Source organism: Falsiroseomonas oryzae (assembly GCF_027856955.1).
GTDB classification, from domain to species: Bacteria; Pseudomonadota; Alphaproteobacteria; order Acetobacterales; family Acetobacteraceae; genus Falsiroseomonas; species Falsiroseomonas oryzae.
On the sequence record NZ_JAPSMD010000105.1, the window covers coordinates 1 to 14,605 of the forward strand.

Below are 14,605 nucleotides of genomic sequence, written 5' to 3' on the forward strand. Positions count from 1 at the left end.
CGGCCGCAGCGCCTGCTCCCGCCGCCCGCGCCGGCGCCGGCGCCGCGCAGACGCCGCCGTGGCGGCGGAATGCCTGACCATCCGCCGGCAGGCCACGCGTCTGCCGGCCTTCCTCCCCGCCTCTTCAGGATCAGGTCATGGCTGCCCTTCCTCCGCCTGCCTCGCCCACCGTCGCCGCCATCTATGCCGCCTATGAGAAGGCGGCGGACAGCGGCTATCGCGCGCATCTCGGCGCCTCGCTGATCGGCACCGAATGCGAACGCGCCATCTGGTACACATTCCGCTGGGCCACCCGCGCGCGGCATACCGGCCGGCTGCTGCGGCTCTTCGACACCGGCAACCTGGCCGAGGCGCGCTTCGTCGCGGATTTGCGCCGCATCGGCGTGACCGTCCTCGACCTCGATCCCGCGACGGGCCGGCAGTGGAAGCTGCGCGACGCCAGCGGCCACTTCGGCGGCAGCATGGATGCTGTGGCGATCGGGCTGCCTGAGGCGCCGACGACCTGGCACGTCTGCGAGTTCAAGACGCACTCGGCGAAGTCCTTCGCCAAGCTGAAGGCCGAGGGCGTCGCTGCGGCAAAGCCCCTGCACTGGGCGCAGATGCAGGCCTACATGCAGCTCGCCGGCCTCGATCGCGCATTCTACCTGGCAGTCTGCAAGGACACGGACGAGCTTTACCAGGAGCGCGTTCGTCACGACGCGGAGGCCGGGCTGCGGATCCTGGCGAAGGCGGCGTGCATCATCGCCGCGGCACGGCCGCCCGCCCGCATCAGCCAGGATCCGGCCTGGTGGCAGTGCCGCTTCTGCGATCACCATGCCGTTTGTCATGACGGCGGGGCGGTCCACGTGGAACGGCACTGCAGGTCGTGCCTGCATGCCTCGCCGGTCCAGGGCGGCGCCTGGCATTGCGCGCGTCACGATGTCCCGCTGGATCGAGGCACCCAGGAGGCGGGGTGTGGCGCGCACCTCTACATCCCCGACCTCATCGATGGCGAGCAGCTCGACGCAGGAGAGGACTGGGTCAGCTATCGCATCGCCGACGGCACCGAATGGCGTGACGGCGTGCCGGCAACGGCGCAGCAGAACACCGTCTCGCACCTGCCGTGCCGGGTGTGTCGCGGCACGATCTATCGGGTCGGGCCCGGCAAGGGGCCGCACATTGCCGAGTTGATTTGCGCTGGCTGCGAGGTGGGCGGACGCTGGCTCAGCAAGGTGGACGCCGTGGCGATCGGAGTGGCCGCATGAGCGCGGATCTCCTGATCATCGTCTCGGTCAAGAACAACGCGCTGCTCACCGCCATGCAGGAGGCTGGAATCGAGAGCGCTGCCGCGCTGTCGCGCGCGAGCGGTGTCTCTCTGCACCGCGTCCACGACTACCTGAACCTGAAGATCGCGCCGATTGGCAAGGACGGTGAGTGGCGTGCCTGCGTGCTCGCCATCTCGAAGCTGCTGCGGCGCCTGCCGGAGGATCTCTTCCCCGCACAGTTCCTGCGCCGGGCGCTGGCGTCGAACCGGGTCACGCGGGAAGTCAGCGCGGCGGACCTGCCGATGCTGATGGGCGAGGCCACGGGCTCCATCGCCTACGACCCCGAGCGGGCGGTAGCTGTTGGCGCCGCCCTCGGTGCGCTCGATGCCGCGATGGCCAATCTGCGCCCCCGCGAGGCACGCGTGCTGCAGATGTACTTCGGCCTCGACGGCGAAGCGCCGCGGACGCTTGAGGCGATCGGACGATCCTTCAACGTGAGCAAGGAACGAGTCCGGCAGACCATCCATCACGCCCAGCGCAAACTGGCGGCGCCTCGACATGACCTGCGCCGACGCTGCGCTCCGCTCCTGGAAGACACGGCGGTGGGAGAGGATCGATGACGCTTTCCCTCCGCCCTTATCAGCGCGCCGCGATCGACGCTCTCTACGACTACTTCGGCGGATACACCGGCAATCCGCTGGTCGTCATTCCCACCGCAGGTGGTAAGTCCGTGGTCATCGCGGGCTTCATCCGCGAGGCTATCGCCGCCTATGGCGACACCCGGGTGCTGGTCCTCACCCACGTGAAGGAGCTGATCCAGCAGAACTTCATGGCGCTGCTTCGCGCCTGGCCGGAAGCGCCCGCGGGCATCTACTCGGCCGGCCTGTCGCGCCGCGACATCCACGCGCAGATCCTGTTCGCCGGCATCCAGTCGATCCACCGCCACGCGCGGCAGGTGCAGCGCTGCGACCTGGTGCTGATCGACGAGGCGCATCTGCTCGGCCGCGGCGACAGCGGGATGTATCGCTCCTTCCTCAAGCAGCTCAACGAGATCAATGCCGGGCTGCTGAAGGTGGTGGGTTTTACCGCCACGCCCTACCGGCTCGATAGCGGGCTGCTCCACGAGGGAAAGGATCGGCTGTTCACTGACATCGCCTACGACGTGGCGGTGCTGGAGATGATCCAGCAGGGCTACCTCTGCCCCGTCGTCCCGAAGCAGACCACGACGCAGCTCGATGTCGGCGGCGTCGGCACCCGCGGCGGGGAGTTCATCGCCAAGGATCTCGAGGCGGCGGTGGACCGGGACGAGGTGACGCGTGCGGCGGTGGCCGAGATCGTCCAGCACGGCGAGGGTCGCGGCTCCTGGCTGGTGTTCTGCTCCGGCGTTGCCCACGCCCGGCACGTCCGCGATTCCATCCGCGAGCATGGTGTCAGCTGCGAGACCGTCACCGGGGACACGCCCGCGCCGGAGCGGGACGGGATCCTGGCCGCCTTCAACGCTGGGCGCCTGCGCTGCGTCACCAACGCCAACGTGCTCACCACCGGGTTCGACGCCCCCGGCACCGACCTCATCGCCCTGCTGCGCCCGACGAAGAGCGTCGGCCTCTATGTCCAGATGGTCGGCCGCGGCACCCGCCTCGCCGAAGGCAAGGATGACTGCCTGGTGCTGGACTTCGCCGGCAACACGGCGCGGCACGGCCCAATCGACATGGTGGACGGTCGGAAGAAGGAACCGGCCGGCGACGGCGAGGCACCGATCAAGGTCTGCCCGGAATGCAAGACCATCAACCACGCCAGCGCGCGGCACTGCATCGAGTGCGATTACGAGTTCCCGCCGCCGGCCGTGAAGGTGGCCCCGCAGGCGGCGTCGAACGCGCTGCTCTCGACGCAGCTGCAGGCTTCTTGGGCTGACGTCACCGGTATCACCTACGCCCGGCACGAGAAGCCCGGCAAACCGCCCTCGCTGCGTGTGACCTACGAGTGCGGCCTGGCACGGCATAGCGAATGGGTCTGCTTCGAGCACACCGGCTTTCCGCGTGAGAAGGCGATCGGCTGGTGGCGACGGCGTGCCGGCAATCTGCCGCCACCGGCCACGGTCGACGAGGCCCTGCGGCAGGTCGACCAGCTCCGCCGTCCCATCGCGATCCAGGTCCGGCCGACCGGCCAGTACACGGAAATCGCCGCCACGAGGTTCGTGTGAGATGCCGAACCTGCGGCCGCCCCGCCTGGCACTGGAAGTGGTGGCATCCGGCCCGGACGCTCCGCGTCCACTGGACCGTGCCGAGCTGCTCGCCCGTCTGTCTCGACCTCTGGAGGGAACTCCGCATGGTTGATCCCAACGAGCAGGAAGCCGCCGCGATGCGCGCCGCCGGTGACATCGCCGGCCAGTATATCGACGCCGTCGGCCGCACCGACATGGCCACGTGGTCCGAGCAGGACTGGCGCGGCTTCATCGAGGCGATCTGCGGTGGCTATGTCGATGCGCTGGTCGAGCAGCAGATCGCCATCAACGCGGCGCTGGCCAAGGTGCAGGCGGGACCGCCGGCATGAGCGGCATCTCCGGGTTCGCCGATTGTGCTGATAAGCGCGAGCCACGCCACGGCGACGATATGGCCCACGCCGCCATCGCGCTCGGCGTGCCGGTGTTCCCCTGCGACGCCAGCAAGCGGCCTCTGACGCCACATGGCTTCAAGGACGCCACCGCCGATCCGGTTGCGATCCGTCGCCACTTCACCAGCCCGGCCGCCGCCATGATCGGCATGCCAACGGGCGAGGTCACGGCCCTGGTCGTCGTGGACGTGGACGTGAAGGATGACCGGCAGGGCCAGGCGTGGCTCGACGCCAACCGGGACGGTCTGCCACCGACGTGGACGGTGCAGACGGCCTCGGGTGGTCGGCACCTCTACTTCCGCTGGCCTGGTCAGCCGATCCGCAACAGCGCGAGCAGGATCGCCCCCGGCGTCGACGTGCGCGGCGACGGCGGCTACGTCATCGTGCCGCCCTCGCCGGGCTATCTGGTGGCGAATGACGCGCCGCTGGCCGACCTCCCGGACTGGCTGCTGTCGGCCCTGCTGCCCCCGCCGACGCTGCCTCCCGCCGCCCTGCCGCAGCGCCCCCGCCTCGAGGGCGAGGGCAGCGCGATCGGGCGGGCGGCGCTCGACGAGCGGTGCGAGCAGATCCGCAACGCACCGGATGGCACCAAGCATCACGCCGTCAACGAAGCCGCCTTCGCCATCGGCGGCATGGTGTCCGCTGGTCACCTGGACGAAGGCACCGCATGGCGCGGGCTGAGCGACGCGCTCTCCGTGCTGCTGCCGCGGTGCCGGGATCAGCGCGCGGCGGAGCGCACCCTGCAGCGCGCCTTCCGAGAGGGGATGGGGCAGCCGCAGCGTGTACCGTATCCTGCACCCGAGGCCATCCATCCCGCCGCACCGTTCCTGGCGACGCTGTACGCCCGCCGTGCTCAGCAGCAGGCGAAGCCACTCCCCGTGCCAGCGAACATCCTGCAGCCCGGCGGCGTCCTGCAGATGCTCGTGGAGGAATGCGTCAGGACCGCGCTGCGGCCGCAGCCCTTCCTTGCCCTGGGTGCGGCCATCTGCGCCGTCGGCGCGCTGGCCGGACGTCAGTACCGCACGCGCACGGATCTGCGCACCAACGTCTATGTCGCCGCGGTGGCCGAAAGCGGCGGCGGGAAGGACCACGCGCCGGAGGTGATCCGCCGCTGCTTCGACCGGGCCGGGTTGGAACGCTATCTCGGCGGCGAGAACCTCGCCTCCGGCCGCGGCCTGCTGTCCGCATTGGAGCAGCATCCAGCGCGGCTGTTCCAGATCGACGAGTTCGGCCTTTTCCTCGCCACCGTGACGGGCGGCAGGGCGCCGGCGCACAAGGCCGAGATTTGGTCCGAGCTGATGAAGCTCTACAGCCGCGCGAAGGGCATCTACCGCGGCACCGAATACGCCAACAAGAAAGACGCGCCGCGCATCGACATTCACCAGCCCTGCGTCTGCTTCCACGGCACCACCACGCCCTCAACCTTCTGGAAGGCGCTGGAAGGCGGCGCGATGCTGGACGGCTCGCTTGCACGCTTCCTGGTCTTCGTCACCGACACCGATCGGCCGGAGCGCAACCGGGCGGCGGGCATCATCGCGCCGTCCGCCAAATTGCTGGAGGCGCTGAAGGCGATCGCGCGCGGCCAGGGCGATCCACCGCCGCCGGGGAACCTGCCCGACGTGCACGTGGTGCCAATGAAGGCCACCGACGAGCCGGCGCCATACGCGGTGCCGATGACGTCCGCGGCGGAGGCACTGCACGATCGCAAGCTGGCCGAGGAGGACGCCTGGGCGCTCAAGGTGGCGGGCACGCCACAGGCCGCCATCGTCAACCGGCTCGGCGAGAATGCCAGCAAGCTGGCGCTGATCTGCGCCATCAGCCGTGATCCCGCGCATCCGCGGATCACCGAGGCGGAGGTGGCCTGGGGCTGGGCATTGGCCGAGCACTGCACCAGGACCGTGCTTCGCGACGCGCAGCGCTTCCTGGCCGACAGCGAATTCGAGAAGCGTCTGAACAAGGCCATCGGCATCATCGGGAAGCACGGGCCGTGCAGCCGGCGCGACATCTTCCACAAGGGGCTGAAGCTCGTTGCACGCGAACTCAGCGAGGTGATCGACGCGCTGGTCTCGAACGGCTTGGTCATCGAGACGCTGTCGCCCGCCACCGGCAGCCCCGGCCGGCCGGCCGGTCCCCGCTACGTCCTCGTCCACGCTCCCGGTGACCTCCCGGCCGAGGAGCCAGCCGGCGATGAGTAACGAAAAGCAGTCCGGGCGGTCTAAGTCGTTGAAAACAGGCTTTTGTGGATTTTGTGTTTTCGTGCGCGGGCGCGGGGGGAAGACCTCCCCCCACGCGTGCGCGGGCGCCGAGGGGAACACCCCAATACATAATAACAAAAACAACAATAATATATATATCAGTAGGATAGCCGGGGGTTCTGTTGCGCCCAGGGGGATTGCGTAGATGGCGCTCCCCGGCTCCCCCCGCCCGCCGCGGTCCTGCCTCGATGGCAGGACGCGCAGCCCCACCACCAGTCCCGAGATGGACGCCATGCGCCGACGCGTCTGGCGCGAGCAGGGCATCGCGTTGCTGGCGATCGATGACATCAGCGATTCCTGGCTGCGCCAGGCGCTCATCAACGAAGCCACGCGGCGCTGGGGGCCGCGGCAGCAGGAGACCACCCATGGCCGGTAAGCGGAAGGCGAAGGCGCCGAAGCGGGACGAGGCGCTCGGCCCGTCGAAGTGGCGGCTGCAGCACGGCGACTTCTCAGCGCCGATCCGCGAGGCGGATCCCGAGACGGGCAGCCCCGTGCAGCATCGCCGCGCCGTGGACACGCTTGGCATGATGCTGGCGAACGGCACCATCACCCAGCAGATGCACGACGCCGGCGGCTACTTCCGCGCGCTGTTCCGTCGCGCTGCACTGGACGGTATGGCGCGCTCGCCGCTGGTCCGGCTGCCTGGGAGGACCGCAGACGCGCTGTCCGAGCGGAACATCGACGCGCGCCGGAAGGTCGCTCAGGCGCTCGACGCGCTGGGCGGTCACGACAGCGCAGCAGGCTCCTGCGCCTGGTATGTCGTCGGCCTGGAGATGTCCGTCCGCGAATGGGCGATGCGCCAGGGATGGGGCGGGCGCCCCGTCGCGCCACCGCAGGCGCAGGGCATGCTGGTGGCGACGCTCAGCGTGCTGGCGGCGCACTTCCGGCTGACGCCGCGGCAGCGGGCGGCGTGACTGTAGCGGAAGGCGAGCCCGGTCATCCGCATAACGCCGGCCGAACCGCTATGCTGCTGCCGGATGGCCGGGGTCCACATCGGGTCGTTCATCCAAGGTGTCGCAACTCGGTCGCATCACGACACAGCCCCAGGGTCGGGTCGGAAGCAAATTGGCTGCGTCAGGGCGCGCCGAAGCTATTGAGCACGCAGGGGAGCGACGGGGACATAAATCAACAAGCCATTGTCACCGTTCAGCCACTCATTATCACGACAGCCTGGTTGAGTCTCCCAGCCTTGCCAAACAACAACGTCTCCTGGAGGGATAATGCGCCGCTCGCGATGGGCGTTATCGATTCCAAAATCGATCCGCGTTTCCTGTCCGCCTGCACTCGGCAGGCGAGATAGTCTACCAGTCGTTCCCTCGCCCCCGCCGCATCGCCTATCAAGCGGGCAGAGCCAGCCGGGATTACCACGAGAGATTGTATAATTTCCTCTGAACTCAATTGCTGTCTGATGAGTGTTGGGAAAGCCGGGTAGTCGTACAATGTCGTGGTTGCAGAGGCCTGGCTTTGCCAGAATCGCTGGTGGCAAGGGATCTGAGATCCTGCTTTCTCCATCCATCTGAGAAAGACACCAAGAAAGACTTTGTGTCGCCCCTCCTCCCGAATTCTGGCTCAACCGCGCTCGCGTGCGTTCGACGTATGTTGCTCTGCACGTGTCAACAACTCGATCGAGGCTCTCGATCTGCCGCCGGAGCTCGATGGGGTCGATCGGTCCAAACTGCGTAGGATGCATCATGGCCAGTCGGAGAGAGGCACGACGTGCGTAGGCACGCGTCAGAAGGCGGACAAACGCAGATTCGTCAGAGTCGCGATAGCTGCCACCACCCGGAAGCAATTCATCATAGGATCTTAGCGTGAAGATCACAGGATTCTCGACTCGCGCCAGACAATCCGCGTTGAGCGCGAGCTGCATTACTTCATTGACTTCATCTGGACGCGGGCGGCCGCGAGCAAATCTTTGGCACCTCTCGCCGCTACCAGAGCTTGGGTAGCCACCAGAAACTGCGAGCCGCATGTTGCTGCTATTTCTCTGCAATGCAGTTCGTACTGCTTCACGAGCGCCGGCCTCGAAACTTCCGCTAGACGTTGGACTCCTAAACGTCGCAGTGAGCTGAACGAGCAGAGAGGAATATTCTTCCTGCGAAAAAGCAGAAATTACATACGATGCAGAAACAACCGCACCATACTGGATGGCATATACATACCGATCTCCGCAGCGATTGAGAAAGGCTACAGGATCTCTCTCATAAAGCTGCCGCGCCTCGTCAGTGATTTTGACGCCTGTGATTGCAAAAGGAGACGTGGTGAATACTCCTTCAACTTGCGTCCTGAGTGTATAGTTTGATCCAGATGTTCGACTCATGCGGTTATACTTAGCGCCGCCCTCGTAGAGACCATAACCGATAGAGACCCCGACAGACATACCGCTCTCAGACTCGAATTGACTCAGAAACGACAATGTATCTGAGCTAAAGCGCGCCTCGCCGGCGCTGCCTGGCAGATCTGAGTTTTGGGCACCTGAGGGTCGCGTAAACGTAACGCATGGATTTATGTATGAGTTTCCAACAATACTATTAAAGCCCATCCCGAAATCTAACGTGCTATTCTCGCCAATATGTTCTCCGCGTCTCAACGTTATTTCCGTCTGTGCTGGTGCTTGAGTCGTTATGACTGCTTGGCACAGGACAGCTAGCCCTAAATAGATATATCCTCGGGCCCGCATCTCAACCTCTCCGTCTCCCAAAAAGCCAATATGACCGAGAGAATCCTCAGCGTTCAAGCTTGAAGTCGCCAAGCGAGTGATTTGTTTACGAGTGAGTAGCGAATCTCAGTTTGCACGGGCGATGCGGCCGAGCAGGAGCATGACGGAGGCGGTTTAGAGGAAGCCCTCGGCGGAGGCGATCGAGGTCTAGAAGTCCCTTGCGAGATTGCAATTACGGCCGGTCCAAGCGAAGAGGCGTGCGACCACTTAGCTTCGCGCATGAACGGCGAAGCCGACCTGCACCTTCTGCTTTCGGACGATGTCGACGCGGATGGGGCTGGCGCTCGCGACGCGCTCGCTTGCATGTCCCGCATCGGCGAAGGCGAGTTCGACGAGAGGCCGTCGGCAGCGAACGGCACGAAGAAACATCGCAGGATCGTAGCGGAGCGAGAAAGAGCGAAGTAATGTCGCGTTGCACGATGGAACCCGCTTCGAGTATCATCAGCTTACATCGAAAAGCCGCGACCGCGGCGCCGCTGGCGAGCCACTGTAGCTCTCGAGCCCCAGGGTCCTTCCTGGGCCCGCTGTATGCGGGGGGCGGAAGCGCGCAAGGCTCCTAGCGCCAGGTCAGTTTTCCAGGTTGCCAGCGCCGCGTAGTTGCCAGTTGCCAAGCTTGGAGGCGGAGCGGGCCGCTACTCGGGGCGCACCGCGGCGGGCACAGCGCGCGGTCCGCGATCATGCGTCGCGACGAACGTGAAGTGCGTGATGCGCCACTCGCCGCTGATGCGGGCGAAGCGATAATCATATTGACCCCAGACTTCCCACAGCGCCGGGCCATCCACGCCAGCCACGGCGCCCTCTGGGAGGCGGTTCCACGCGTAGCCATGGCTGGTCATGCGAGCCGCATCGCTGTCGACCGTGGCAAGGTGGTTGGTCCTGAGGTGGAGCGACGTCTTGTCGCCCCGGAATGCGCGCTGCCAGCCGGCGACGAGCTCGTCGGCCGCGACCTCCGCCCGCGGACCGCCGAGGCTGGACATGTCTAGGGCTACTCTGTCGGCGAACTGCGCCCGCGCCAGCGTCCAGTTCTTCGTGTCGACAGCGTGATCCAGGGTGTCCGCCACGCGGCGGAGGATGTGCTCCTCGACGATGCGAGCGGCCACTAGGTCGGGCGTCCGCTGCTGCGCAGGTGCTTGGGCAAGGGCGGCAAGCGTCACGCCGGCTGCCAGGCCGATGGCGAGCGACAAGGCATGTGTGCGCATTAGTCGAACTCCTCTCGTTTAGCCGGCAGGCCGGTGACAGCACTCTAACAGCCGACGCCTCGTCAATTTCTACTGACAAGCAGGTGCAGATGCCTCAGGCCCCATGGTCTGCGAGCGCCGTCGAGGCGCGCGCGGTCGCCTCCCTGCTGCCCTATGCCGGCAATGCGCGCACGCATTCCGCCGAGCAGGTGGCGCAGATCGCGGCCAGCATCCTCGAGTTCGGCTTCGTCGCGCCGGTGCTGGTGGACGAACGCGGCGAGATCATCGCCGGCCACGGCCGGCTGCTGGCCGCGAAGTCCCTCGGCCTCGACACCGTTCCGACCATCGTCCGCTCCGGCCTCTCCGACGCGCAGAAGGCGGCGTATCGCCTGGCCGACAATCGGATCGCGCTAAATGCAGGCTGGGACGAGGCGCTGCTCGCGGCCGAGGTCGCGAAGCTGCAGGAGATGGGCGGCGTCGACCTGGCACTGACCGGCTTCGACGGCGCGGAGATCGAGCGGCTGCTGGCCGGGCTGGAAACCGAGGCCGGCAACCTCCCGGCGCCAGCGGTTGCCAGCGGTGCCGAGCCGGCTCCTGGCAACCAGCCGGACGCGGGTGGCGCGGAGGCTGCGGAGGATCCCTCGGATGCCGAGCCCGAGCCGCCGCGCCAGGCCGTCTCGCGGGTCGGCGACATCTGGCTGCTTGGCGAGCACCGACTCGCCTGCGGCGATAGCACGAACCGCAGCACCGTCGCGCGCGTCATGGCCGCGGATCGGGCGGCGCTGCTCTTCACAAGCCCGCCCTACGGGAACCAGCGGGACTACACCACCGGCGGTGTCTCGGATTGGGACGCGCTGATGCAGGGGGTGTTCCAGCATCTCGACGGCGCGTTGCGGCGCGACGCGCAGGTGCTGGTGAACCTCGGCCTGATCCATCGCGAGGGGGAGTGGCAGCCCTACTGGCAGGGCTGGCTGGACTGGATGCGGGCGCAGGGCTGGCGGCGCTTCGGGCTCTATGCCTGGGACCAGGGGCCTGGCCTGCCGGGCGACTGGAACGGGCGGCTCGCGCCGGCCTTCGAGCTGATGTTCCACTTCAACCGCGAGGCGCGGCAGGCGAACAAGATCGTGCCCTGCAAGTGGGCGGGCACGCCGAACAAGGGCAGCGGCCTGCGGGCTGCCGACGGCGAGGTAAAGGCCTACACCCACATCGGCCTGCCCGTGCAGGAGATGCGCATCCCCGACAGCGTGCTGCGCATCACCCGTCACAAGGGCCGCGGCATCGAGACCGAGCACCCGGCGGTGTTCCCGGTCGCGCTGCCCGACTTCCTGATGCGCGCCTACACCGACGAGGGCGACGTCGTGTTCGAGCCCTTCGGCGGCTCCGGCACGACCATCCTGGCGGGGCAGCGGGCCGGGCGGCGTGTCCGCGCCATCGAGCTCGCCCCGGCCTATGTCGACCTGGCAATCGCCCGCTGGCGGATGCTGCATCCCGAGCTGCTGGTGACGCTGGCCGAGGACGGCCGCGACTACGACGCCGTCGCCACGGCACGCGCGGAGGACTCCGCCCTTGCAGCCTGATCTTCGCGTCGAGATGATGCCGGTGGCATCGCTGGCGCCCTATGCCGCGAACGCCCGCCTGCATCCCACGGAGCAGGTGGCGCAGCTGGCGGCTTCGATCGGCGAGTTCGGCTTCAACGTCCCGGTGCTGGTGGACGACGCCGGCGTGCTGATCGCCGGCCACGGCCGCGTCCTGGCCGCGAAGGTGCTCGGCCTGGAGGAGGTGCCCGCCATCCGGCTCGGGCATCTGACCGAGGCGCAGGCGCGCGCCTTCCGGCTGGCGGACAACCAGCTCGCGCTGAATTCCAGCTGGGACGAGAACCTGCTCGCCGCCGAGCTGCGGGCGCTGCGCACCGACGAGTTCGACCTCGGCCTGATCGGCTTCGACGGCGCAACGTTGGATCGGCTGCTGGGCGACGTCGCGGCGGACGCGCCTGCGTCGGGCGGCGGTGATCCGGACGCACCAGCGCCCGAGCCGCCGGAGGCTCCGGTCACCCGGCCCGGTGATCTCTGGCTGCTCGGCCCGCACCGGCTGCTCTGCGGCGACGCCACGAGTGCCGCGGACGTCGCCCGGCTGCTGGACGGCACGCGGCCGCACCTGATGACGACAGACCCTCCTTACGGCGTGAACTACGATCCGGAATGGCGGAACGAGGCGGGCGTCTCGGCGACGATGCGCACCGGCAAGGTGGCGAATGACGACCGCGCCGATTGGCGCGAGGCCTGGGCTCTGTTCCCCGGTGACGTGGCCTATGTCTGGCATGCCGGCGTGCACGCCCGCACCGTGATCGAGAGCCTTGAGGCGGCGGGCTTCGTGATCCGCAGCCAGATCGTCTGGGCGAAGTCACGCTTCGTGCTCGGGCGCGGAGATTATCATTGGCAGCATGAGCCGGCGCTCTATGCCGTGCGCAAGGGCGCGACCGGCCACTGGCAGGGCGCGCGGGACCAGGCAACGCTCTGGCCGATCAGCAACGGCGGCGACGAGGACGCCGCGACGGTGCATGGCACGCAGAAGCCAGTGGAGTGCATGCGCCGGCCGATGCTGAACAACAGCGCGCCGGGCGATGCGGTCTACGAGCCGTTCTGCGGCAGCGGCAGCACGATTATCGCGGCGGAGACAACGGGGCGTGTCTGCTACGCGATGGACGTCGACGCGCGCTATGTCGATGTCGCGGTGCGACGTTGGCAGGGCTTCACCGGGCGGGCCGCCGTGCTGGCCGGTGAGGATCGGGTGTTCGACGATCTCGCCAAGCGTCGACTCCCTGATACGATGCCGGCATGACGCTGCGCTTCAACATGCTGCTCGCGGCAGAGGGTATCCCCCTCCCCGATGTCCGTCTCCTGCGCCATCAGACCGTCGGGCCGCGCGGCCGGACGCCCTACAGCCTCTGGCGCGATGATCGCGCCGCCTTCGAGCTCTACCAGTCCATGCAGGCGGCGGACCCACGTCGGCAGGCGGTCTTCGCGGCGCGCTACTGGGCCAGCTTCGTCACGCCGCCCGATGGCGAGACGCTGTTCGTCGGCCTCTACCAGGTGTCGCGGCTCGGGCCGGCGGAGCCAGATCTGGTCAACCCGCTCACGGGTCAGCCCGCGAACAGCACCGGCCACTACGACCGCTATGCCTGCACCCTGCTGCCGCAGCTGTCGGCCTATATCGGGCGGCTGTTCATCCGCTGGGGGGAAGGAACCCGGAGCTGGGTGCAGCGCGCTGACAACCAGGACAAGGAGATCGTGGCGCTGGCGCGTGCCTTCCGGGAGCCTGAGTTCCCCGGCTTCTCGCAACTGATCCAGCCCTTGTCAGACATCGAGACCATGCCGCCGAGCTGGAAGGCAGTGCTGCGGGCGAGCCGCGGCGTCTACCTGCTCGCGTGCCCGCGGACCCGCGAGCATTACGTCGGCTCGGCCTATGGCAGCGACGGCTTCCTCGGCCGCTGGGAGGCCTACGTGGCGAACAGTCATGGCGGGAATGTCGGGCTGCGGATGCGCGACCCGAGCGACTATGTCGTCAGTATCCTGGAGGTCGCCGGCTCGGTAGCGACGGCGGAGGAGATCATCGCCCTCGAGGCGCGGTGGAAGCAGAAGCTTCTCAGCCGAGATATGGGCCTCAATCGGAACTGACGCTGGAGACCATCGAGCGGCACCGGTGTCTAGTATAGGCTCGATCAATGGCAGACCCGTTCGACCTCGAGCGCTTCGTGCAGGCCCAGGATGCAGTGATGGGCGACGTCCGGCGCGAGATCCAGCTGGGGCGCAAGCGCACGCACTGGATGTGGTTCGTCTTCCCGCAGCTGCGTGCGCTCGGACGCAGCCCGACGGCGCAGCGTTACGGCATCGCCTCACTGGCTGAAGCCCAGGCCTACATGGCGCATCCGGTGCTGGGGCCGCGACTGGTGGAATGTGCCGAGCTGGTGCTGGCTGTTCCGGGGCGGACCGCGCATGAGATCTTCGGCAGCCCGGATGATCTGAAGCTGCATTCGTCGATGACGCTGTTTGCGGCGGCGGCCCCGGATAGGCAGGTGTTCGGCCATCTGATCCGCGAGTTCTTGCGCGGCCAACCGGATCCACTGACGACCGAGCTGCTGGCCCAGGGCTGACAGAGCAGCGCCGCCGCCCGCGTTGAGCAGGCGGCGGGGTGAACCGCGTGTCTGGCGTTCGTCAGGCCGGGAGGTGGTAGATCGTGAAGGACCCCTTCGCGCCCTCCTTGTTCGGGCCGACCTGGCGCACCCGCTCCAGCACCTGCACCTCGATCCCCTGGCGCTTCTTCAGTCCGGCGAAGAACCCGCGGACAGTGTGCTGCTGCCAGCCGGTGGCGTCGCAGATCTGCGCGATGGTGGCGCCCTCCTCGCGGCGGAGCATCGCCAGCACCGTCTCCTGCTTCGTGCCCTCGCGCGGCTTCCGCGGGGCGCCGGGCTCCCGCGCCTGGCGGGGCGGCTTGCCGGCCAGGGCGGCGCGGAGGGCCTCGATGGCGCGGCTGATCGGGTTGCCCGTGGCGTCCTGCGCCGGGCTGGCATCCCAGGCGGCCAGCACCGCCGCGGCGGCGTCG

At 67.6% G+C, this 14,605-nt stretch carries 14 protein-coding genes and 1 pseudogene; 11 read left to right on the forward strand and 4 right to left on the reverse strand.

What is annotated here, in order from left to right; genetic code table 11:
- The first annotated feature begins 137 nt into the window (after positions 1-137).
- The 7 genes from OZN99_RS12635 (at position 138) to OZN99_RS12665 (ending at position 7,023) form a co-directional block, all read left to right on the forward strand.
- Positions 138-1,244 (forward strand): PD-(D/E)XK nuclease family protein, encoded by a 1,107-nt coding sequence (locus tag OZN99_RS12635; protein WP_270935600.1) that lies wholly within the window; start codon positions 138-140, stop codon positions 1,242-1,244.
- Positions 1,241-1,864, forward strand: coding sequence for a sigma factor-like helix-turn-helix DNA-binding protein (locus OZN99_RS12640; RefSeq protein WP_270935601.1), 624 nt, complete (start codon positions 1,241-1,243; stop codon positions 1,862-1,864). Before OZN99_RS12635 ends, OZN99_RS12640 begins: the two co-directional genes overlap by 4 nt.
- Positions 1,861-3,444, forward strand: coding sequence for a DEAD/DEAH box helicase (locus OZN99_RS12645; RefSeq protein WP_270935602.1), 1,584 nt, complete (start codon positions 1,861-1,863; stop codon positions 3,442-3,444). The genes OZN99_RS12640 and OZN99_RS12645 overlap by 4 nt, the downstream gene beginning before the upstream one ends.
- A gap of 125 nt (positions 3,445-3,569) precedes the next feature.
- A complete protein-coding gene (locus OZN99_RS12650; RefSeq protein WP_270935603.1) occupies positions 3,570-3,794 on the forward strand; it encodes a DUF6511 domain-containing protein in 225 nt (74 codons plus the stop codon).
- The gene (locus tag OZN99_RS12655) at positions 3,791-6,049 is read left to right on the forward strand and encodes a bifunctional DNA primase/polymerase (RefSeq protein WP_270935604.1); all 2,259 of its coding nucleotides are present in this window, start codon (positions 3,791-3,793) and stop codon (positions 6,047-6,049) included. Before OZN99_RS12650 ends, OZN99_RS12655 begins: the two co-directional genes overlap by 4 nt.
- A 292-nt stretch (positions 6,050-6,341) precedes the next feature.
- The gene (locus OZN99_RS12660; protein WP_270935605.1) at positions 6,342-6,485 is read left to right on the forward strand and encodes a hypothetical protein; all 144 of its coding nucleotides are present in this window, start codon (positions 6,342-6,344) and stop codon (positions 6,483-6,485) included.
- On the forward strand, positions 6,475-7,023 hold the full coding sequence (locus tag OZN99_RS12665; RefSeq protein ID WP_270935606.1) for a hypothetical protein: 549 nt from the start codon (positions 6,475-6,477) through the stop codon (positions 7,021-7,023). Before OZN99_RS12660 ends, OZN99_RS12665 begins: the two co-directional genes overlap by 11 nt.
- 176 nt (positions 7,024-7,199) lie before the next feature.
- Here the strand turns inward: OZN99_RS12665 and OZN99_RS12670 are convergent, their stop codons facing one another.
- The 3 genes and pseudogenes from OZN99_RS12670 to OZN99_RS12680 form a co-directional block, all read right to left on the reverse strand.
- The gene (locus tag OZN99_RS12670; protein ID WP_270935607.1) at positions 7,200-8,429 is read right to left on the reverse strand and encodes a hypothetical protein; all 1,230 of its coding nucleotides are present in this window, start codon (positions 8,427-8,429) and stop codon (positions 7,200-7,202) included.
- Positions 8,430-8,942: 513 nt separating this feature from the next.
- A pseudogene (locus tag OZN99_RS12675) lies at positions 8,943-9,191 on the reverse strand (IS5/IS1182 family transposase); the annotation flags it as partial.
- 269 nt (positions 9,192-9,460) lie between these two features.
- Positions 9,461-10,012: a nuclear transport factor 2 family protein gene (locus tag OZN99_RS12680; protein ID WP_270935608.1), complete on the reverse strand. Its 552-nt coding sequence runs from the start codon at positions 10,010-10,012 to the stop codon at positions 9,461-9,463.
- A 104-nt stretch (positions 10,013-10,116) separates the two neighbouring features.
- Between OZN99_RS12680 and OZN99_RS12685 the strand changes: the two genes are divergently transcribed.
- The 4 genes from OZN99_RS12685 to OZN99_RS12700 are packed head-to-tail and all read left to right on the forward strand — an operon-like array spanning position 10,117 to position 14,156.
- Positions 10,117-11,583, forward strand: a complete 1,467-nt coding sequence (locus tag OZN99_RS12685; protein ID WP_270935609.1) for a site-specific DNA-methyltransferase — start codon at positions 10,117-10,119, stop codon at positions 11,581-11,583.
- Positions 11,573-12,844: a site-specific DNA-methyltransferase gene (locus OZN99_RS12690; RefSeq protein WP_270935610.1), complete on the forward strand. Its 1,272-nt coding sequence runs from the start codon at positions 11,573-11,575 to the stop codon at positions 12,842-12,844. The genes OZN99_RS12685 and OZN99_RS12690 overlap by 11 nt, the downstream gene beginning before the upstream one ends.
- A complete protein-coding gene (locus OZN99_RS12695; protein WP_270935611.1) occupies positions 12,841-13,680 on the forward strand; it encodes a GIY-YIG nuclease family protein in 840 nt (279 codons plus the stop codon). Before OZN99_RS12690 ends, OZN99_RS12695 begins: the two co-directional genes overlap by 4 nt.
- A gap of 47 nt (positions 13,681-13,727) precedes the next feature.
- Positions 13,728-14,156 (forward strand): DUF1810 domain-containing protein, encoded by a 429-nt coding sequence (locus OZN99_RS12700; RefSeq protein WP_270935612.1) that lies wholly within the window; start codon positions 13,728-13,730, stop codon positions 14,154-14,156.
- Between the two features lie 61 nt (positions 14,157-14,217).
- Here the strand turns inward: OZN99_RS12700 and OZN99_RS12705 are convergent.
- A partial coding sequence (locus OZN99_RS12705; RefSeq protein ID WP_270935613.1) for a DUF3489 domain-containing protein occupies positions 14,218-14,605 on the reverse strand: 388 nt, incomplete at its 5' end.